General features: G+C 63.5%; 18 protein-coding genes. 14 read left to right on the top strand and 4 right to left on the bottom strand.

Annotated features, from left to right (window positions below; genetic code table 11):
- Nucleotides 1–7: 7 nt before the first annotated feature.
- The 4 genes from NKJ72_RS14205 (at nt 8) to NKJ72_RS14190 (ending at nt 4602) form a co-directional block, all read left to right on the top strand.
- Entirely contained in the window at nt 8–1195 is a 1188-nt protein-coding gene (locus NKJ72_RS14205; protein WP_352477637.1) for a beta-ketoacyl-ACP synthase, read from the top strand.
- A gap of 75 nt (nt 1196–1270) precedes the next feature.
- The gene (locus tag NKJ72_RS14200; RefSeq protein WP_352477636.1) at nt 1271–2542 is read left to right on the top strand and encodes a beta-ketoacyl-ACP synthase; all 1272 of its coding nucleotides are present in this window, start codon (nt 1271–1273) and stop codon (nt 2540–2542) included.
- Between the two features lie 36 nt (nt 2543–2578).
- Entirely contained in the window at nt 2579–3607 is a 1029-nt protein-coding gene (locus NKJ72_RS14195; protein WP_352477635.1) for a zinc-binding dehydrogenase, read from the top strand.
- 2 nt (nt 3608–3609) lie between these two features.
- The gene (locus tag NKJ72_RS14190) at nt 3610–4602 is read left to right on the top strand and encodes a lipid A biosynthesis lauroyl acyltransferase (protein ID WP_352477634.1); all 993 of its coding nucleotides are present in this window, start codon (nt 3610–3612) and stop codon (nt 4600–4602) included.
- Nucleotides 4603–4745: 143 nt separating this feature from the next.
- Here the strand turns inward: NKJ72_RS14190 and NKJ72_RS14185 are convergent, their stop codons facing one another.
- A complete protein-coding gene (locus tag NKJ72_RS14185) occupies nt 4746–5174 on the bottom strand; it encodes a L,D-transpeptidase (protein WP_254818202.1) in 429 nt (142 codons plus the stop codon).
- Between the two features lie 222 nt (nt 5175–5396).
- Between NKJ72_RS14185 and NKJ72_RS14180 the strand changes: the two genes are divergently transcribed.
- The 5 genes from NKJ72_RS14180 (at nt 5397) to NKJ72_RS14160 (ending at nt 11969) form a co-directional block, all read left to right on the top strand.
- On the top strand, nt 5397–6686 hold the full coding sequence (locus NKJ72_RS14180) for an acetylornithine deacetylase/succinyl-diaminopimelate desuccinylase family protein (RefSeq protein ID WP_352477633.1): 1290 nt from the start codon (nt 5397–5399) through the stop codon (nt 6684–6686).
- A 130-nt stretch (nt 6687–6816) separates the two neighbouring features.
- Complete coding sequence (locus tag NKJ72_RS14175; protein WP_352477632.1) at nt 6817–8295, top strand: ABC transporter substrate-binding protein; 1479 nt, start codon at nt 6817–6819, stop codon at nt 8293–8295.
- Between the two features lie 241 nt (nt 8296–8536).
- The gene (locus NKJ72_RS14170) at nt 8537–9484 is read left to right on the top strand and encodes an ABC transporter permease (protein ID WP_352477630.1); all 948 of its coding nucleotides are present in this window, start codon (nt 8537–8539) and stop codon (nt 9482–9484) included.
- Entirely contained in the window at nt 9481–10350 is an 870-nt protein-coding gene (locus NKJ72_RS14165) for an ABC transporter permease (protein ID WP_352477629.1), read from the top strand. Before NKJ72_RS14170 ends, NKJ72_RS14165 begins: the two co-directional genes overlap by 4 nt.
- Nucleotides 10347–11969, top strand: coding sequence for an ABC transporter ATP-binding protein (locus NKJ72_RS14160; RefSeq protein WP_352477628.1), 1623 nt, complete (start codon nt 10347–10349; stop codon nt 11967–11969). Before NKJ72_RS14165 ends, NKJ72_RS14160 begins: the two co-directional genes overlap by 4 nt.
- A 10-nt stretch (nt 11970–11979) precedes the next feature.
- On the opposite strand, the gene NKJ72_RS14155 is transcribed toward NKJ72_RS14160, so the two are convergent.
- A complete protein-coding gene (locus tag NKJ72_RS14155) occupies nt 11980–12411 on the bottom strand; it encodes a tellurite resistance TerB family protein (RefSeq protein WP_352477627.1) in 432 nt (143 codons plus the stop codon).
- A gap of 176 nt (nt 12412–12587) precedes the next feature.
- Here NKJ72_RS14155 and NKJ72_RS14150 point away from each other — a divergent pair, with 176 nt between their 5' ends.
- The 3 genes from NKJ72_RS14150 to NKJ72_RS14140 all read left to right on the top strand — a co-directional run bounded on the left by NKJ72_RS14150 (nt 12588) and on the right by NKJ72_RS14140 (nt 14209).
- A complete protein-coding gene (locus tag NKJ72_RS14150) occupies nt 12588–12758 on the top strand; it encodes a hypothetical protein (protein WP_254818195.1) in 171 nt (56 codons plus the stop codon).
- A 127-nt stretch (nt 12759–12885) separates the two neighbouring features.
- On the top strand, nt 12886–13713 hold the full coding sequence (locus NKJ72_RS14145) for a helix-turn-helix domain-containing protein (RefSeq protein ID WP_352477626.1): 828 nt from the start codon (nt 12886–12888) through the stop codon (nt 13711–13713).
- 73 nt (nt 13714–13786) lie between these two features.
- Nucleotides 13787–14209, top strand: a complete 423-nt coding sequence (locus NKJ72_RS14140) for a VOC family protein (RefSeq protein ID WP_352477625.1) — start codon at nt 13787–13789, stop codon at nt 14207–14209.
- Here NKJ72_RS14140 and NKJ72_RS14135 read toward each other — a convergent pair.
- Together NKJ72_RS14135 and NKJ72_RS14130 are read right to left on the bottom strand one after the other, a co-directional pair.
- The gene (locus NKJ72_RS14135; protein ID WP_352477624.1) at nt 14206–15675 is read right to left on the bottom strand and encodes a cobyric acid synthase; all 1470 of its coding nucleotides are present in this window, start codon (nt 15673–15675) and stop codon (nt 14206–14208) included. The two genes, NKJ72_RS14140 and NKJ72_RS14135, sit on opposite strands and share 4 nt — an antisense overlap.
- A 1-nt stretch (nt 15676) precedes the next feature.
- Nucleotides 15677–16291: a dimethylsulfonioproprionate lyase family protein gene (locus tag NKJ72_RS14130; RefSeq protein ID WP_352477623.1), complete on the bottom strand. Its 615-nt coding sequence runs from the start codon at nt 16289–16291 to the stop codon at nt 15677–15679.
- A 138-nt stretch (nt 16292–16429) separates the two neighbouring features.
- Here NKJ72_RS14130 and NKJ72_RS14125 point away from each other — a divergent pair, with 138 nt between their 5' ends.
- Entirely contained in the window at nt 16430–17596 is a 1167-nt protein-coding gene (locus tag NKJ72_RS14125; protein ID WP_352477622.1) for an isobutyryl-CoA dehydrogenase, read from the top strand.
- Nucleotides 17597–17743: 147 nt separating this feature from the next.
- Nucleotides 17744–18628 (top strand): 3-hydroxyisobutyrate dehydrogenase, encoded by an 885-nt coding sequence (gene mmsB, locus NKJ72_RS14120; RefSeq protein ID WP_352477621.1) that lies wholly within the window; start codon nt 17744–17746, stop codon nt 18626–18628.
- Nucleotides 18629–18875: the final 247 nt, after the last annotated feature.

Below are 18875 nucleotides of genomic sequence, written 5' to 3'. Positions count from 1 at the left end.
GCCCCCAATGAACCCCCACGACGTCGTCATATCAGGCATCGGCCTTGTCTCGTCGCTGGGCGAGGGTCCGGATGCGCATTGGCAAAAGCTTGTCCAGCCGCGCCTTGAGCCGGTTCTGGAGGCCTCGCGCTTCTCGCCCTATACGGTCCATCCGCTGCCGGAGATCGACTGGAACCTGCAGATCGCCAAGCGCGGCGACCAGCGGCAGATGGAGACCTGGCAGAGGCTCGGCACCTATGCGGCCGGCCTTGCGCTCGACGATGCCGGCATCAAGGGCAATGACGAACTCTGCGCGACCATGGACATGGTGGTGGCCGCCGGCGGCGGCGAGCGCGACGAGGCGGTCGATGCGGCCATTCTCGCGGCATCGGAAAGCCGCAATGACCGCGACGTGCTGCTTAACGAGAAGCTGACCACGGAATTGCGCCCGACGCTGTTTCTGGCACAGCTTTCCAACCTGCTCGCCGGCAACATCTCGATCGTCCACAAGGTGACGGGGTCGTCGCGCACCTTCATGGGCGAGGAAGGTGCGGGCGTTGCCGCGGTCGAGACGGCGACCGCGCGCATCCGCTCCGGCCAGTCGACGCATATACTGGTCGGCGGCGCTTTTCAGACCGAACATTCCGACATGCTGCTCGGCTATGAACTGGCCGGCTACCTGCATCGCGGCGCGTGGCGGCCGGTCTGGCAGAGGCAAGGCGCCGAAGGCGGCGGTGTGGTGACCGGATCCGGCGGCGCGTTTCTCGTCCTGGAGCAGCGCGAGCACGCGGAACGCCGTGGCCGGAAGATCTACGCGGAACTCGGCCCGGTCCTGTCCGGTCGTGCCAGGCGCCGACGGGGCGAACTCGACGGTGAGATCGCCGCGCTGTTGAAGCAAGCCGCATTGCCGGACGGCGAACTGCTGGCGATCTCCGGCGCTTCGGGCGCCCATGCCGCGACCGCCGCCGAGAAATCGGCACTCGAGGCCAATCCGGCGATCGCCGCACGCGGCTTTTCGACGCTGACCGGCCACATGAAGGAAGCGCAGTTCCCCTTTGCCGTTGCGCTGGCAGCCCTGGCTGTCGACCGCAAGGCGGCCTACCCTGTCTTCGACGCCACAGTCGAAAAACCGTTTGCCGGCGTCCCGAAGACCGTCCTTGCAACGGCGATCGGCTATCACCAATTCGAGGGCATGGCGCTGATCAAAGCCGCCTAGAGCATCGGACCGAAAGTGTGATGCGGTTTTCGGGCGATCCGATTGCTCCAAGAGAAACAGGTTTTTGGACAACAAATGGCCAATCTGAACGACCATATGGGCAGGCCTATCGTAGCGGTCACCGGCATCGGCGTGGTGACGTCGCTCGGTGTCGGCAAAGCCGAAAATTGGGCGGCACTTACGTCGGGCAAATCCGGCATCCATCCGATCACCCGCTTCCCGGTCGATCATCTCAACACCCGCATCTCCGGCATGGTCGATTTCCTGCCGTCGAGTTCCAAGGGCGCCAGTCTCCTCACCTATGAGCTTGCCGAAACCGCCGCCCAGGAAGCGATGTCGGAGGCCGGCCTCGATGCCGGCGATTTCGGCGGACCGCTCTTCCTCGCTTCGCCGCCGGTCGAGCTCGACTGGAGCGAGCGCTTTTCGCTCTACAATTCCGACACGCACGACACCGGTGCAGAAAGGCTGCTGCGGGTAGCGCGCGGCCTCAGGGAACTCGACATCTTCGAGACCACCCAGTTCGGCTCGATCGCCGACCGGCTTGCCGACCGTTTCGGCACGCGTGGCCTGCCGATCACGCTGTCGACCGCCTGCGCTTCGGGCGCCACGGCGATCCAGCTCGGTGTCGAAGCGATCCGCCGCGGCGAATGCGACAGGGCGCTGTCGATCGGCGCCGACGGCTCGGCGACCGCCGAGGCGCTGATCCGCTTCTCGCTTCTGTCCGCGCTCTCCACCCATAACGACATCCCCGAAAAGGCCTCAAAACCCTTCTCCAAGGACCGCGACGGCTTCGTGCTGGCCGAGGGCGCGGGCGCCCTTGTACTGGAATCGCTGGAGGCAGCACTTGCCCGCGGCGCCACCGTTCTCGGCATATTGCGCGGCTGCGGCGAAAAGGCCGACGACTTCCATCGCACCCGCTCCAAGCCGGACGGTTCGCCGGCGATCGCGGCGGTGCGCGCCGCTCTTGCCGATGCCGGCTTGAGCGAGGACGGGATCGATTATGTCAATGCCCATGGCACCTCGACGCCTGAAAACGACAAGATGGAGCACTTGTCGCTGTCGACGGTATTCGGCGAGCGGATCTCATCAATGCCGGTCTCGTCGAACAAGTCGATGATCGGCCATACCCTATCGGCTGCCGGTGCCGTCGAGGCCGCATTTTCGCTGATGACGATGCGCGAAAGCGTCATTCCGCCGACCATCAACTATGACAATCCCGACCCGGCGATCGTGCTCGACGTGGTGCCGAACGCCAAGCGCAACGCCGAGGTCGGCACGGTCCTGTCGAACTCCTTCGGCTTCGGCGGCCAGAACACCTGCCTTGTCATGGCGCGGGAACCGGTCTAAGCGACCTTTTTCAGCCGGACTGAACCGACAGGCACCATGCGCGCATTGCAACTTATCGAGGATCGCCGGCTTGAAACGGTGGACCTGCCGCCACCGCCGCCGCCGTCGCTCGGCGAGGTGACACTGCGCATCAAGGCCGTGGCGCTGAACCACATCGATGTCTGGGGCTGGCGCGGCATGGCCTTCGCCAAGCGCAAGCTGCCGCTGGTCGTCGGCGCCGAGGCCTCCGGCGAGGTCGAGGCGGTCGGCCCCGGCGTTTCCAGCCTCCTGCCCGGACAGTTGGTGTCGATCTATGGCGCCCGCACCTGCGGGCTTTGCCGCGCCTGCCGCGAAGGCCGTGACAATCTCTGCGAGCATGTTTCGGGCGTTCACGGCTTCCATCTCGACGGCTTTGCGCAGGAAAAGATCAACCTGCCGGCGCGCCTTCTGGTCCCCGCCCCGCCAGGCGTGAGCGAAATCGGCGCGGCGGTGGCGCCTGTCACCTTCGGCACGGTCGAGCACATGCTGTTCGACAACGCCCGGCTGCAGCCCGGCGAGACGATACTGGTTCATGCCGGCGGCTCCGGCATCGGCTCCGCCGCTATTCAGCTGGCCAAGAAGATGGGCTGCACGGTCATCACCACCGTCGGCTCGAACGACAAGATCGACAAGGCCAAGGCGCTCGGCGCCGACCACGTCATCAATTACCGCGACGACCGCTTCGAGGGCGTCGTGCGCAAGCTGACCAAGAAGAAGGGCGTCGACGTGGTGTTCGAGCATGTCGGCGCCGACACCTTTGCCGCGTCCATGCTGTGCCTCAAACGCGGCGGCCGGCTGGTCACCTGCGGCTCGACCTCCGGCGTGTCGACGCAGATCAATTTGATGCAGTTGTTCCAGCAGCAGCTGAAGCTGCTCGGCTCGTTCGGCTGCCGCATGGAAAACATGGCCGACGCCATGCAGAAGATGGCAGCGGGCCTGGTCGCGCCGGTGATCGACACCGAGGTCGGCTTCGACGGCATCGATGCGGCGCTGAAACGCATGGAAGGCCGCGACGTCTTCGGCAAGATCATCCTGCGCGTCGGCTGAGAATGATCGGCAACGCCTTCAAGAAGATCCGCAGGGACCTGGGATTCCGCTATGGCAGGCGGCTTCGCCAGTTCAACTACTGGCTGGTCGCGCGGGTCGCGATGATCATCATCTCCGCGCTGCGCCTGCTGCCGCCCGACAGCGCGCTCAATTTTGCCGACCGCGCCGCCCGCCGCATCGGCCCTTGGGTGGCGCGCCATCAGGTTGCGGTCGACAATCTGCGCCAGGCCTATCCGGAAAAAAGCGATGCCGAGATCGAAGCGATCGCTTCCGACATGTGGGGCAACATGGCCCGCCTGGCCGCCGAATACATCTTTCTCGATGCTTTGTTCGACTACGATCCCGCTGCGACGAAGCCGGGCCGTGTCGAGGTCAAGGGCGTGGAGCATTTCGTGCGCATCGCGAGCGAGGACAAGCCGCATATCGTCTTCACCGGGCATCTCGGCAATTTCGAGCTGCTGCCGGTGGCGGCGGCGACTTTCGGCATGAACATCACGGCGCTGTTTCGCCCGCCCAACAACCCTTACCTCGCCGACTACATCCTCTCGACCCGCCGCTCGAGCATGGGATCGCTGCTGCCGTCTTCGACCGGTGCCTCGTTCGCGCTTGCGGCCGTCCTGGAGAAGGGCGGCAATATCGGCGTGCTGGTCGACCAGAAATTCACCGGCGGGCTCGAGACGACATTCTTCGGCCGCCCCTGCGAGAGCAACCGGGTCCTCGGCACCCTGGCGCGGCACTACGATTGCGATGTCTACCCGGCGCGCTGCGTGCGCTTGCCGAACAATCGTTTCCGGCTCGAGATCGAGGACAAGCTCACCTTGCCGCGCACCGTCGGCGGCAGTGTCGACGTCCCCGCCACCACCCAGCTTCTCAACGACGTGGTCGAGCGCTGGGTGCGCGAAGACCCCGGCCAGTGGATGTGGTTCCACAAGCGCTGGGAGATCAGCGGCCGCAAAAAGCGTCGGCCGGCGACAATGCCCCACAAAGCCGCTTGAGCGCACCATCTTTTTTGGGCACAAGCCTTATTTTGTTCTTGCTTTGTGCCGGCAGCTATGCTAGAAATTTCGCTATGGTGCTATTTGGCTCCGACGAACCCGCCGCTCCGGCGGGTTTTTTGTTGCGGGCCGAGGAGCAGACCCTAATTCGTCACGAGGATCCGCGTATTGCCGAAGCCGGCTTTGCGCACCATCGAATAGAATGCGGCCGCGTTGCTGGGGTGAAGACGCACACAGCCATGCGATGCCGGGCGCCCCAATTGCCGGATCGCGCCGGTGCCGTGGATGGCATAGCCGCCGCGGAAGAACACCGAATAGGGCATCGGCGACATGTCGTATTTGCGCGAATACCACATCCGGGCCGTCCGCTGTGGACGATAGCTGCCGCGTGGCGTGATGTAGCCTTTGCGGGCGGTGGAAACGCTCCACCGGTAATACGATAGCCCGTATCTTACCGTCATCGTCTGCGAGGAAATATCGATGTTCGCGACCAGGCTGGCCGCACGGCTCTCGAACGACGAACCGAACAGCATCGCTACTAATGCCGCTGCCATGAGAACAGTGTTTTTCATGCAATCAAACCCCTTTGATGCCCCTTGCCTGCCTGCCCTCACGCTGTTCTCCAGCGTTTTGATGGCAAGCCAGCGAGCTAACACTTACTCCCTGACGATTTCACCAATCCCAAGCAGCGAATTTGAACGATTTCCCGCAATAGTTGCCGTAACGACACGCAATCGCCTGGCAATTCGCCATCGGGCTTGCAAAACCCCCTCATCCGCTGCTCAATTCGCCGAATGAACGAACCGAACGAACGGCTCCTCAAGGCTATCGATGACCGAGCCGATGATCTGGTTGCACTGACTGCGGATCTGATCCGCTTTCCGACCATCAATCCGCCCGGCGAAGCCTATCGGCCATGTGCCGAATATATCGGCGCGCGGCTGAAGAAGCGTGGTTTTGAGACCGAATTCATCCGTGCCGAGGGCACGCCTGGCGACACTGACCGTTACCCGCGCGTCAACGTCGTCGCCCGCTTCGATGGCCGGGCGCCGGGTGCTTGCGTGCACTTCAATTCGCATATCGACGTCGTCGAGCCCGGCGACGGCTGGAGCCTCGATCCGTTCGCCGGCATCGTCAGGGATGGCAAGGTCTATGGCCGCGGCGCTTGCGACATGAAAGGCGGGCTTGCCGCCTCGATCATCGCCGCTGAAGCCTTCATGGAGGTCTTTCCCGATTTTCCCGGCGCCATCGAGATTTCAGGCACGGTCGACGAGGAGTCCGGCGGCTTTGGCGGCGTCGCGCATCTGGCCAAGCTCGGCTATTTCTCCAGGCCGAAGGTCGACCACGTCATCATTCCCGAGCCGCTCAACAAGGATCGCATCTGCCTTGGCCATCGCGGCGTCTGGTGGGCGGAGATCGAGACCAGGGGCGAGATCGCGCACGGCTCGATGCCGTTCCTCGGCGACAATGCGGTGCGCCATATGGGCGCCGTGCTGCGCGCCTTCGAGGACGAATTGTTTCCGGCGCTCGACCGCAAGATGACGCGCATGCCGGTCGTGCCCGAAGGCGCAAAACGCTCAACCATGAACATCAACTCGGTCCATGGCGGCCAGACGGAGGATTTCCGGCCCGGCCTGCCCTCGCCCAACGTGCCCGATTCCTGCCGGCTGACCATCGACCGCCGCTTCCTGCTCGAAGAGGATCTCGCTACGGTCAAGAGCGAGGTGACCGATATCCTCGAACGGCTGAAGCGCGAGCGCAAAAAGTTCGACTACGAAATCCGCGATCTGATGGAGGTGCTGCCGCTGATGACCGAGCGCGACGCGCCGGTGGTTAAGGCGGTCGCGCAAGGCATCATGGAGATATTCGACCGCGAACCGGATTACGTGATTTCGCCCGGCACTTACGACCAGAAGCACATCGCCCGTATCGGCCACATCTATGACTGCATCGCCTATGGCCCGGGCATCCTCGATCTCGCCCACCGGCCCGATGAATGGGTCGGCATTGCCGATATGCTGGACTCGGCAAAGGTGATGGCGATCGGCCTCGACGTTCTGCTGAGGGACGCCGGCCCGCGATGATCCGGCCATGGGCGAAAAAACATTCCTCCCGGCGACCGCCGACGGGACGAAACGCAATTTACTCGGCGGCGAATTCACGCTTCTATCCGGCCGGGTTTGAGCACGTGTTTTAGACATGGGGAGTTGCACGATGAAATTGTGGAAAACCATTCTGGCCGCCGCGGCGCTGGTGTTGGGCGCCGGAACCTCGGCGATGGCCGCGCGCACCGACCTTGTCATCGGCATTACGCTCGAACCCCCGCATCTCGACCCGACCGCGGGTGCCGCCGCGGCAATCGACGAGGTACTCTATGCCAATGTCTTCGAGGGCCTGACCCGCATCGGCCCGAACGGCGAGGTGCTGCCCGATCTCGCGGAAAGCTGGAGCATTTCCGACGACGGCAAGGTCTACATTTTCAAGCTGCATACCGGCGTGAAATTCCATGACGGCACCGACTTCAACGCCGACGACGTGAAATTCTCGCTCGACCGTGCCCGCGCCGAAAATTCCGTCAACGCGCAAAAGGGCCTGTTTGCCGCCATCGACAAGGTCGAGGTTGTCGATCCCGCGACGGTAAAGGTCACGCTGAAGAACCCGCAAGGCTCGTTCCTCTACAATATGGGCTGGGGCGACGCGGTTATCGTGGCGCCTGAGACAGCCGACACCAACAAGGAAAAGCCTGTTGGCACCGGCCCATTCAAGTTCCAGAACTGGGCCAAGGGCTCATCGATCACGCTGGTCAAGTCGGACAATTACTGGGGCGCCCCGGTATTCCTCGACAAGGCCGAGTTCCGCATCATTCCGGATGCCGCCGCCGCCGTTCCGGCGCTGCTTTCCGGCGACGTTCAGGCCTTTCCGTTCTTCGACCCCGACAGCGTCGCCCAGGTCAAGGACGACCCACGCTTCAAGGTGGTGATCGGCTCGACCGAGGGTGAAACCATCCTGTCGATCAACAACAAGAAGCCGCCGTTCGACAAGCTACAGGTCAGGCAGGCGATTTCCTTTGCGCTCGATCGCAAGGCGATCATCGACGGCGCCTCGGCCGGCCTCGGCGTGCCGATCGGCTCGCACATGTCGCCCGCCAGCAAGGCCTATGTCGACCTCACCGGCCTCTATCCGCACAATGTGGAGAAGGCCAAGGAATTGCTGAAGGAAGCCGGCCTGGAGAATGGCTTCAAGGCGACGCTCAAGCTGCCGCCGCCCTCCTACGCGCGGCTCGGTGGCGAGATCATCGCCTCCGAGCTTCGCGAAATCGGCGTCGATCTCGAGATCATACCGGTTGAATGGGCGCAATGGCTGGACCAGGTCTTCACCAAGAAGGATTACGACCTGACCATCGTTTCCCATACCGAGCCCAACGACATCGATATCTATTCGCGTAAGGACTATTACTTCAATTACGACAATCCGGCCTTCGACAAGATCATCGAGGAGCTGAACCTTACCTCCGATGAGGCCAAGCGCACGACGCTGCTCGGCGAGGCGCAGAAGGTCCTGGCAGATGACGCCGTGGTCGGCTTCCTGTACGAATTGCCGAAGGTCGGCGTCTGGGACGCCAAACTGCAGGGCCTGTGGGAAAACGCCCCGATCCAGGCCAACGACCTGACCAAGGTGAAGTGGACGGATTGAGGCGCTGACAGAAGGGGCGAAAGTTGCACTCCGTCATACCCCCCTCTGTCCTGCCGGACATCTCCCCCTCAAGCGGGGAGACTGGCCGTTTCCACGCTGCCACTGCCCTTGCAACGCCAGTGGTTAGCGAAGAGGGCTCAATCTCCCCGCTTGAGGGGGAGATGTCCGGCACAGAGGGTGGGCGGGAACGCAAGCTTCGCCCGGTTTCTGCGTTCGCCAACACAGCGGTTCCTCAACGTCCATGACCGCCTACCTCCTCAAGCGGCTCGCCATCGCCGTCGTCACGCTGGTTCTGGCCTCGATGGTGGTCTTTGCCGTGCTGGAAATCATTCCCGGCGACCCGGCGCGGCTGATGCTTGGCCTGAACGCCAGCGCCGACCAGATCGAATTGCTGCGCAACCAGATGGGTCTCAACGCTCCCGTCGTGCTGCGCTATCTGCATTGGGCCGGCGGCTTGCTGAGCCTCGATTTCGGCCGTTCCTACACCTATTCGGTGCCGGTCATCGATCTGGTCCGTGAGCGCCTCGTCGTCTCGCTGCCGCTGGCACTGATGGCGCTGGCGCTGTCCACCATCATTGCCATTCCGGTCGGACTGTTTTCCGCCAGCCGGCACGGCCGGGCCGGCGACACGATCGCGATGGGTGCCGCCCAGCTTGGCGTCGCCGTGCCCAATTTCTGGTTTGCGCTCATGCTGATTTATCTGTTCGCCGTCTGGCTGCGGCTGGTGCCGGGCGGCGGCTTTCCCGGCTGGAGCGCCGGCGTCTGGCCGGCACTGAAATCGCTGCTTCTGCCGGCGGTCGCCCTCGCTCTGCCACAGGCGGCGATCCTCGCCCGGGTCACCCGCTCGGCGCTGATCGAAGTGCTGAACGAGGACTACATCCGAACCGCCCGCGCCAAGGGCCTGCCCTATCGCCTTGTCTTGTGGCGGCATGCGCTGCGCAACGCCATGATCCCGGTGGTCACCATTCTAGGCCTGCAATTCGCTTTCCTGCTTGCCGGCACCATCATCATCGAGAACGTCTTCTACTTGCCCGGCCTCGGCCGGCTGGTGTTCCAGGCGATCAATCAGCGTGACCTGATCGTGGTCGAGAGCGTCGTCATGTTGCTGGTCGCGGCGGTCATCATCGTCAATTTCGTTGTCGATCTCTCCTATGCGGTGGTCGATCCGCGCCTGAGAGGCCGGCAATGACGCTGCACATCGACATCCCCGACGAGAACCTTGCCGGCATCCTGGCCAAGGCGTTTCGAAACCGTTCGTTCCTCGCCGGCTTCGTCGTCACCGCACTGGTGGCGGCGGTCGCGATCTTGTCCTTCTTCTGGACGCCTTACGATGTCACCAATCTGGTCATTTCCGACAAGACCCAGGCGCCGTCGCTGGCGCACTGGTTCGGCACCGACCATTTCGGTCGCGACATCCTGTCGATGATCATGGTTGGCGCCCGCAACTCGATTGCCGTGGCGCTGGTGGCGGTCGGCATCGGCATGGGCGTCGGCGTACCGCTCGGCGCCTTTGCCGCGGCGCGCGGCGGCTTCGCCGACGACGTGCTGATGCGGTTGAACGATTTGGTCTTCGCCTTTCCGGCGCTGCTTTCGGCAATTATGATCACCGCCATCTTCGGGCCGGGCGCGTTCAACGCCATCATTGCCATTGGCATCTTCAACATCCCGGTGTTCGCGCGCGTCGCCCGGGCCGGCGCCCTGGCGATCTGGCCGCGCGAATTCATCCTCGCCGCCCGCGCCGCCGGCAAGAGCAGGACGCTGATCAGCATCGAACATGTGCTGCCCAACATCGCCACGCTGCTGCTGGTACAAGGCACCATCCAGTTCGCGCTGGGCATATTGGCCGAAGCCGGGCTTTCCTATGTCGGGCTGGGCACCCAGCCGCCGATGCCGAGCTGGGGCCGCATGCTGTTCGACGCCCAGACTCGCATGGTGGTGGCGCCCTGGATGGCGATCTTTCCGGGCATGGCGATCGTCGTCACCGTGCTTGGCCTGAACCTGCTTGGCGACGGCATTGCCGACATTCTCGATCCGAAATCGCGGCGGCAGCGATGAGCCTGCTCGAAATCGAGAAGCTGTCGCTGACCATCGGCAGCACCCGTATCCTCAGAGACATCGAACTTTCCGTCGCGCCGGGCGAAGTGATGGGGCTGGTCGGCGAATCCGGCTCCGGCAAGTCGATGACGGCGCTCACCGTCATGCAGCTTCTGCCCTGGGCAGCGCATACCAGCGGACGCATCACCTTCGACGGCATCGACATCCTTGCCGCCAGCGAGGACCAGATGTGCGCGCTGCGCGGCGACGACATCGGCATGGTGTTCCAGGAGCCAATGACGGCGCTCAATCCGGTCAAAACCATCGGCGAGCAGGTCGCCGAGGGTATTCGCTGGCACACCAGGGCGAGCCGCGCCGACGCCGAGGAACGGGCGCGAAAAATGCTGGACCGGGTCGGCCTGCCGGCAGCACAATTCCCGCTCTCGCGTTATCCGCACGAACTCTCCGGCGGCCAGCGCCAGCGCGTCGTCATCGCCATCGCCTGTGCGCTGAAGCCCAAGCTGCTGATCGCCGACGAGCCGACGACCGCGCTCGACGTGGTGCTGCAGGCGCAGATTCTCGACCTGCTGCGCGACCTCGTAGCGGAAAACCGCATGGGTCTTCTGCTGATCTCGCACGACCTCGCAGTGGTGACCGAGATGGCGGACCGCATCATCATCCTGCGCCATGGCGAGGTGATGGAGGCCGGCGATACCGCGCGCACGCTGTCCGAACAACTTCATCCCTACACGCGACAGCTGGCGCAGGCCTCCATGCATGTGCCGGCGCGGGCCCGCACACATGACAGCGGATCGGCCAAACCGCTGCTTCAGGTAGAGAACGTAACGCGGGATTATCCGGGACGGCGCACCTCCCTGTTGAAACGCGCGGCTCCAATCCGCGCCGTCGACGATGTCTCCTTTGCGATGGCGCCCGGCCAGTCGGTGGCGCTCGTCGGCCGTTCCGGCTGCGGCAAGTCGACGCTCGCCCGCATGGTCCTGGCGCTGGACGGGCCGACATCGGGAGCGATCCGCTTCCGCGGCGATACCCTCACCGGCAAGAGCGAGGCGGAGCTGAAGCCGGCACGGCGCAACATGCAGGTCGTGTTCCAGGACCCGTATGGTTCGTTCGACCCACGCCAGAAGGTCGAAAGATTGGTGGCCGAGCCGCTGCATGTGCTGGAGAAGAAGCCGGCGCCCGCCGCACGGCGCGAGATGGTGGCGCATGCGCTACACGAGGTCGGCCTCTCGCCAGGCGACATGGACAAATATCCGCACGAGTTTTCGGGCGGCCAGCGTCAGCGCCTGTCGATCGCCCGCGCCATCATCACCCGGCCGAAGCTGGTCGTCGCCGATGAGCCGGTCTCGGCGCTCGACGTCTCGATCCGCGCCCAGATCCTCGATTTGTTCGCGGAGCTCAACCAGAAGCTTGGTATCGCCTATCTGTTCATCACCCATGATCTGACCGTCGCCCGCGCCATCACCGACGAAGTGATGGTCATGCATGACGGCAAGATCGTCGAGCGCGGCAGGACAAGCGAAGTGCTCGACCACCCGCAATCCGCAGCGGCCAAGGCGTTGGTCGCCGCCGCTCCAGATTTGCACCGGGCAATCGCGAAAAGGCTGCAGGAACAGGGGTGAGCGGCGACCGTTAGCCTTGCGGCTTCACCACATCGGCAGGGCTGATTTCAAGCAGGTCGAGGGTGCGGCGTAGCAGCTGCATCTCACTCCCGGCAAGTTGCGAATCGGCCTTGGCGATCTCGGCCATATGGCGGGCGAGCAGCTTGCGCCGTTCGACATCGAGGTCGCGGAACTGCGCGATGGCCTGCGAGCCGTTGGTCTCGTAGCCGAATTCGTTGAGGTATTCGATGACGCTGTCGACGCTGGTTTCGGGAATGCCGAAGGCGTCCCTGCAGATACGCCTGAAGGCGGTCATTTCGCTTTCGCTGACCGACCCATCGGCCAGTATCATGCGGAACAGCATCAGTAGCTCCGCCGACAGCACCGGATCGTCCGCCACCTTGCGCACGCCGGGGCCGCCGTCGAAAATCGAGCGTATCTGGTCCAGCAATCCCATCGCCATCAGCCCCTTCCGATTCGTTCGGAAGGTAGCGCGGAATCGGCCTGGCGCAAACGGGGATGCGCGTGCTGGAGCCGCATGTTTTCTCGCCGGAAAGCTGCAAGCCGCTGCGCTCATTGGTGTGTGACCGTGCGACTGATACTATGCCGCTGTACGAATCATGTTGAGGAGGGACGGACATGAATCTCAGTGCACCTACCCAGCTTATTTTTATCATATCCCTTGTCATCGCCATCATCGGCGTTCTCGCCGCGCTTGGCGTTCTTGCGTTTATCCCTTTGGCTTCCGTGTGGATTGTCGTCATCGCCTACATCGTGCTGGCCGCCGGCTGTCTGATGCGCGGCGCTTAACACGTCCAGACAATTCGGAATCTCAGGCAACTCGCAATCTCAGGCAACTCGGGGCGCCCGGCCAAAAGCCGGGCGCTTTTGATTCTGCAGGATGGTCTGTTAGAATTCCTGGACCAGGGAAAGCACAATGCCCACCAGCGAAGACGGCAGCCGCCACGACGGCCCGGAGCTCGATCGGTTCGAGATGGTGCGGCGCGCGCCGAGCCATCGGCTTCAGGGCGCCGTCACTGACATGTGCGGCTTTCGCGAAACCATGCCAGGCCATTTCCGCGCGATCGAATATGCCTCGCTGACCGTGCCGCTGGTCATCAGCTTTGCCGAACCCTTTGCCATCGGGCTCGGCAGGAACCCCAGCGACAATGACCGCTTCGCCAGTTTTGCCGCCGGCCTTTATGCCGGGCCGGTGGTGATCGAATCCTTCGGCGGCGCCTGCTGTGTGCAGATCAATTTCACTCCGCTCGGCGCTCGTCGCTTCTTCGGCCGCCCGATGAGCGAACTGACCGACCGCATGGTCGGCCTGGATGACGTGCTCGGCGTCGAAGGCATCGCGCTTCGCGAAAGGCTTGGCAATGCGCCGGATTGGAGCTCACGCTTTGCCATCGCCGAGGCCTTCGTCGGCGATCGGTTGGCAACCGCAGACCGCACTCAGGCCGAAATGGTCTGGGCCCATGAGAAGATCGTCTCGACGCGTGGGCGGACCCGCATCTCGACGCTGGCCGAAAAGCTTGGCTGGAGCCGCAAGCATCTTGCCGGAAAATTTTCGGACGCAGTCGGCACCGGCCCAAAAACGCTGTCGCGCATCGTCCGTTTCAACCATGCGCTTGGCCTGTCGAGACAGGCCAACAGTGATTGGGCCGACATCGCCGCCGACTGCGGCTATGCCGACCAGGCGCATCTGGTGCGCGAGTTCCGCGACCTCGCAGGCGTCACGCCGACCACTGTCGCCGCGAGGTAACATTTCTTCAAGACGCGCAACCAGCCTTCGCCCAGACTGGGTTGATCGACCAACCCGCTGAAGGAGATCAGTCATGCCGAACATCACCGAGCCACCGCGGTTTTATCCGGCGCTGCGCTACAGGAATGCCGGCAGGATGATCGATTGGCTGTGCGAGGCCTTCGGCTTTAGCGTTCGCGCCCGCTATGGCGAAGGCGACGTGGTGCACCATGCCGAACTCGCTTTCGGCTGCTCGATCATCATGCTCGGCACGGCCCGCGACGATGCCTATGGCAAGATGGTCGGCGCGCCCGGTTCGGGCGGTGGCAAGTCGATCTACGTTGCGGTCGCTGACGCAGATGCGGCATACGCGCGGGCAAAGACCGCTGGCGCCCAGATTCTGGAAGAACTCACCGACCGCGACTATGGCAGCCGCGAATTCATCTGCCGCGATCCGGAAGGCAATGTCTGGTCGTTCGGCACCTACTGGCCGAAGGCTGACGAGCCCGCCAGCTAACGCGCCAGCCCAAAGATGGCGTCGCAGTCGAGGTGGGTTTCCAGCTCGGCGGCGATCTCGTCCAGTGCCCGTTCGACCTCGGCGCGGTAGTCGATGCCGCCGCCCTTGACGCCGAGGCTTTCGAGGAATTTCGCCCGGAAGGAATCGGCGGAAAACAGCCCGTGCATATAGGTGCCCAGCACCTTGCCGTCGGCCGAGATAGCGCCGTCATCGATGCCGTTGATAACGGCGGACGGCCGCAGCGTGTCCGGACCGGTGGTGCGGCCGAGATGGATTTCGTAGCCCTCGAGCGGCAGATCGAACGGCACCGAGCGCGCGCTGACATTGCGCACCGTCTTTTCCGGCTCCATCACCGTTTCGACGTCGAGCAGCCCGAGGCCTTGCGTCTCGGTAACGCTGCCCTCGATACCATCGGGATCGCGCACGACATGGCCGAGCATCTGGAAGCCGCCGCAGATGCCCACGATATGGCCACCGCGTTTCCTGTGCGCGGCAAGGTCGCGGTCCCAGCCGTTCTCGCGGAATTTCAGGAGATCGCCGATCGTCGACTTCGAGCCGGGAATGACCACCAGCCCTGCATCCTGCGGCAGGCGCTGGCCAGGCGGCACGAACACCACCTCGACCTGCGGTTCGGCCTTGAGCGGGTCGAGATCGTCGAAATTGGCGATGCGCGAGAGCACCGGCACGGCGATCTTCAGCGCGCGCTTCTCACCGGACGCCAACCGTTCGAGCACGACGGAGTCTTCCGACGGCAGCCGCGCCGCCGCCTTCAGCCACGGCACCACGCCAAAGCAGCGCCAGCCGGTGAATTTTTCGATCGCCTCGATGCCATCGTCGAACAGCGAGACATCGCCGCGGAACTTGTTGATGAGATAGCCGACGATCATGCGCCGGTCCTCGTCCGGCAGGATCAGGTGGGTGCCGGCGACCGAGGCGATGACGCCGCCGCGATCGATATCGCCGACCAGGATCACCGGCACGCCGGCGCGCGTCGCAAAGCCCATATTGGCAATGTCGCGGCTCCTGAGGTTGATCTCGGCCGGCGATCCCGCGCCCTCGACAATGACCAGGTCCGCGCCCTCGCCGACCGTCGCCCAGGAGTCCAGCACCGCATCCATCAGCCGGCCCTTCAGCGCCTGATAGTCGCGCGCCCGCGCCTCGCCGAACACCTTGCCCTGCACCACGACTTGGGCGCCGACATCGGTCTGCGGCTTGAGGAGCACCGGGTTCATGTGGATGGTCGGCGGCACGCCGCAGGCGATCGCCTGCAGCCATTGGGCGCGGCCGATTTCACCGCCGCCTGAAGCGCCTGGGATATCGGCGACAGCGGCGTTGTTCGACATGTTCTGCGGCTTGAACGGCCGAACTTTCAAGCCGCGCTTCTTCGCCGCGCGGCAGAGGCCGGCGACGAGCACCGTCTTGCCGACATCGGAACCCGTGCCCTGCAGCATGATCGCCTTGGCCATATCAGTCCCTGCCCTGCGCAACGGTTGCGGTGATCGTCGACTTGGCTGCCAGTGGCCCGCCGCGCCAGAGATAGAGCGCCAGCAGCGGCTCCTTGCCGGTGCGCATGGCGTGGCTGACGTCAGAGGCATGGTGGATCACCTCGCCCGGCGCTCGAAGGCGAAAACCGCCATCGCCCATGCGCCATTCGGTGCCGCCGGTCAGCGGGATGTAGATCTCCTCCGCGACATGGTGGTGATCGGGGTAGACGATGTCGGGTCCAAGGATCAGCAGGCCGGCCGCGACCTCTTCATTGACGAAATAGCCGCGCGTACCGAACACCTCCAGCCAGCCGTAATTGTCGATGAAAACCTTGCCGAAATCCGCTTCGCCATAGGTCTGGCCCCAGCGCAGATCGCCGCGACGCACCGCAACCAGCCGCGCCAGCGGCTTGGCCGCAACGGGAGCGAGTTCGACGATACGGTCGAGCTGGACGAGACAAGGCAGTGCATGCGGTTCGAGCGGCCGGCTTGGCATGTCCCAGCCGATCCGGGCCACGGCGTCGCGCACCAGCGCATCGTCGAACGTCTGGAGATAGGCATGGAAGCATCCAAGCAGTTCGTCGAATGTTGTCGTCACACTTTGCTCCAAAGCGCATTCGCGCACAGCGGCTGCGCAGACGGGTCGGGTTGCGCGGCGGCATCATTGGTCTAGATTGAACGGCGCGCAAAGCCAAAAACGACAGGCCAGCAGGCCGGAAACGTCAGGGAGCACGCCATGGACGCCGCTGTCGATGCTGGCACCAGCCAGTTCGAACTCAACGAGGACCAGCGCGCCATCCAGGAGATGGCCGAGGCCTTCGCCGCCGACCGTGTGGCGCCGAACGCACTCGACTGGGATCGCAACAAGTATTTCCCCGCCGACGTGATCCGCGAGACGGGCCCGCTCGGCCTTGGAGGCATATATGTCCGCGAGGATGTCGGCGGCTCGGGGCTCGGCCGACTCGACGCCGTGCTGATCTTCGAGGCGCTTTCGCGGGCCGATCCGGCGTTTTCCGCCTTCATCTCTATCCACAATATGGCGGCATCGATGATCGACCGCTTCGGCAGCGACGAACAGCGCCGGCGCTTCCTGCCGAAGCTGACCTCAATGGAATGGCTGGCAAGCTATTGCCTGACCGAGCCCGGATCGGGCTCGGATGCGGCGGCGCTGAAGACGCGCGCGACAAAGAGCGGCGGCGACTATGTGCTGAACGGCGCCAAGCAGTTTATCTCCGGTGCCGGCGACAGCGACCTCTATGTCGTCATGGCGCGCACCGGCGCCGACGGGCCGAAAGGCATTTCCACCTTCGTCGTGCCGAACGATGCGCCGGGCCTTTCTTTCGGCGCCAACGAGCACAAGATGGGCTGGCACATGCAGTCGACGCGCCAGGTCGTCTTCGAGGACTGCAAGGTGCCGGCGGAAAATCTTCTGTCTGCAGAAGGCGCCGGCTTCGGCATCGCCATGGCCGGGCTTGACGGCGGCCGGTTGAACATCGCCGCCTGCTCGCTCGGGGGCGCGCAATCGGCACTCGACAAGGCGCTCGCTTACACGGCCGAGCGCAAGGCTTTCGGCTCGAAGATCAACCAGTTCCAGGCGCTGCAGTTCAAGCTTGCGGACATGGAGACCGAATTGCAGGTAGCGCGCGTCTTCCTCTACACCGCCGCCTCGAAGCTCGACCGCAACACGCCGGATGCCTCAAAATGGTCGGCGATGGCGAAGCGCTTCGTCACCGACACCGGCTTCAATGTCGCCAACGACGCCCTGCAGCTGCACGGCGGCTATGGTTATCTGCACGATTACGGCATCGAGAAGCTGGTGCGCGACCTGCGTGTCCACCAGATTCTCGAAGGCACCAACGAGATCATGCGCGTCATCATCGCTCGCGCGCTGATTGGACGGTAGAGAATTTAGTGAGTAGTGAGTAGTGAGTGGTGAATGGTGAATGGTGAACAAATCATATAGAACATGACTAACCCATGATCCCTGATGACTATTCACTATTCACTATTCACTATTCACTATTCACCACCCCACCCACGGAGCGCCATCATGACCACCATCGCCTTCATCGGCCTCGGCAATATGGGCAATCCGATGGCCGCCAACCTGGTCAAGGCCGGGTATGCCGTGCACGGCTTCGACCTGGTGCCGGAGAACCTCGTCATCGCCAGGGAACACGGCGTCGTCATCATGGCCAACGCCGTTGCAGCGGTGAAAGACGCCGATGCGGTCATCACCATGCTGCCAGCCGGTAAGCATGTTCTGTCGGTTTACGCAGACATAGTGTCCAAGGCAAAAAAAGGCGCGCTGTTCATCGATTCCTCGACCATCGATGTCGAGTCGGCTCGAAAGGCCCATACCATCGCCGCCAAGCACGGGTTGCTGTCGATCGACGCGCCAGTCTCCGGCGGCACGGGCGGTGCGGCGGCCGGCACGCTGACCTTCATGGCCGGCGGTTCGAAGGATGCCTTCGCCAAGGCCGAACCAATCCTCAAGCCGATGGCCGGCCGCATAGTTCATTGCGGCGACGACGGCGCCGGACAGGCGGCGAAGATCTGCAACAACATGATTTTGGGCATTTCGATGATCGGTGTTGCCGAGGCCTTCGTGCTGGCGGAAAAGCTCGGCCTGTCGCACCAGGCGCTGTTCGACGTCGCCTCGACCTCGTCCGGCCAGTGCTGGTCGCTGACCACCTATTGCCCGGTGCCCGGCCCGGTGCCGACATCGCCCGCCAACAATGGCTATAAGCCTGGCTTCGCGGCGGCACTGATGCTGAAGGACCTGAAACTGTCGCAGGAGGCCGCACAGAGCGTCGGTGCAGCAACGCCGCTCGGCGCCGAGGCAGCTCAGCTCTATGCGCTGTTCAACGCACAGGGGAATGCCGGTGCCGATTTTTCCGGCATCATTAATTTCCTCCGTGGTAACCCCGCGTAAGCTCCAAGTTCACAGGTTTTCGATCTGCCCAAAGCGGAAAGTCGGCAAATTTAGGTTTGCTTAAGCTCTTGCTAACCCTGCAGTAACGATATGCGTTTAAAACGGATTGCGAGGCGGACATCCGCCCGGCGCTCCGGATCAGGTCTCGCGTACCGGAGCCCGTAAGTTTCGCCTTTAGTTTCGCAAGTGTATTGTTGGCGAAGCGCCGTGCGTATCTGGCAAAGCCGCGTTCCGATGGAGCGCGGTT

Origin of the sequence: Mesorhizobium sp. M0045, assembly GCF_040323385.1 — a bacterium.
Classification (GTDB): Bacteria; Pseudomonadota; Alphaproteobacteria; order Rhizobiales; family Rhizobiaceae; genus Mesorhizobium.
This window is presented reverse-complemented; position numbering and strand designations above follow the sequence as displayed.

Excerpts from the sequence above, each read along its gene's own strand:
- NKJ72_RS14150 (WP_254818195.1), top strand. The coding sequence starts at position 12,588 with ATGAATCTCAGTGCACCTACCCAGCTTATTTTTATCATATCCCTTGTC.
- NKJ72_RS14135 (WP_352477624.1), bottom strand. The coding sequence starts at position 15,675 with ATGGCCAAGGCGATCATGCTGCAGGGCACGGGTTCCGATGTCGGCAAG.
- NKJ72_RS14140 (WP_352477625.1), top strand. The coding sequence starts at position 13,787 with ATGCCGAACATCACCGAGCCACCGCGGTTTTATCCGGCGCTGCGCTAC.
- NKJ72_RS14160 (WP_352477628.1), top strand. The coding sequence starts at position 10,347 with ATGAGCCTGCTCGAAATCGAGAAGCTGTCGCTGACCATCGGCAGCACC.
- NKJ72_RS14180 (WP_352477633.1), top strand. The coding sequence starts at position 5,397 with ATGAACGAACCGAACGAACGGCTCCTCAAGGCTATCGATGACCGAGCC.
- NKJ72_RS14165 (WP_352477629.1), top strand. The coding sequence starts at position 9,481 with ATGACGCTGCACATCGACATCCCCGACGAGAACCTTGCCGGCATCCTG.
- NKJ72_RS14175 (WP_352477632.1), top strand. The coding sequence starts at position 6,817 with ATGAAATTGTGGAAAACCATTCTGGCCGCCGCGGCGCTGGTGTTGGGC.
- NKJ72_RS14145 (WP_352477626.1), top strand. The coding sequence starts at position 12,886 with ATGCCCACCAGCGAAGACGGCAGCCGCCACGACGGCCCGGAGCTCGAT.
- NKJ72_RS14205 (WP_352477637.1), top strand. The coding sequence starts at position 8 with ATGAACCCCCACGACGTCGTCATATCAGGCATCGGCCTTGTCTCGTCG.
- NKJ72_RS14170 (WP_352477630.1), top strand. The coding sequence starts at position 8,537 with ATGACCGCCTACCTCCTCAAGCGGCTCGCCATCGCCGTCGTCACGCTG.
- NKJ72_RS14190 (WP_352477634.1), top strand. The coding sequence starts at position 3,610 with ATGATCGGCAACGCCTTCAAGAAGATCCGCAGGGACCTGGGATTCCGC.
- NKJ72_RS14200 (WP_352477636.1), top strand. The coding sequence starts at position 1,271 with ATGGCCAATCTGAACGACCATATGGGCAGGCCTATCGTAGCGGTCACC.
- NKJ72_RS14155 (WP_352477627.1), bottom strand. The coding sequence starts at position 12,411 with ATGGCGATGGGATTGCTGGACCAGATACGCTCGATTTTCGACGGCGGC.
- mmsB (WP_352477621.1), top strand. The coding sequence starts at position 17,744 with ATGACCACCATCGCCTTCATCGGCCTCGGCAATATGGGCAATCCGATG.
- NKJ72_RS14195 (WP_352477635.1), top strand. The coding sequence starts at position 2,579 with ATGCGCGCATTGCAACTTATCGAGGATCGCCGGCTTGAAACGGTGGAC.
- NKJ72_RS14125 (WP_352477622.1), top strand. The coding sequence starts at position 16,430 with ATGGACGCCGCTGTCGATGCTGGCACCAGCCAGTTCGAACTCAACGAG.
- NKJ72_RS14185 (WP_254818202.1), bottom strand. The coding sequence starts at position 5,174 with ATGAAAAACACTGTTCTCATGGCAGCGGCATTAGTAGCGATGCTGTTC.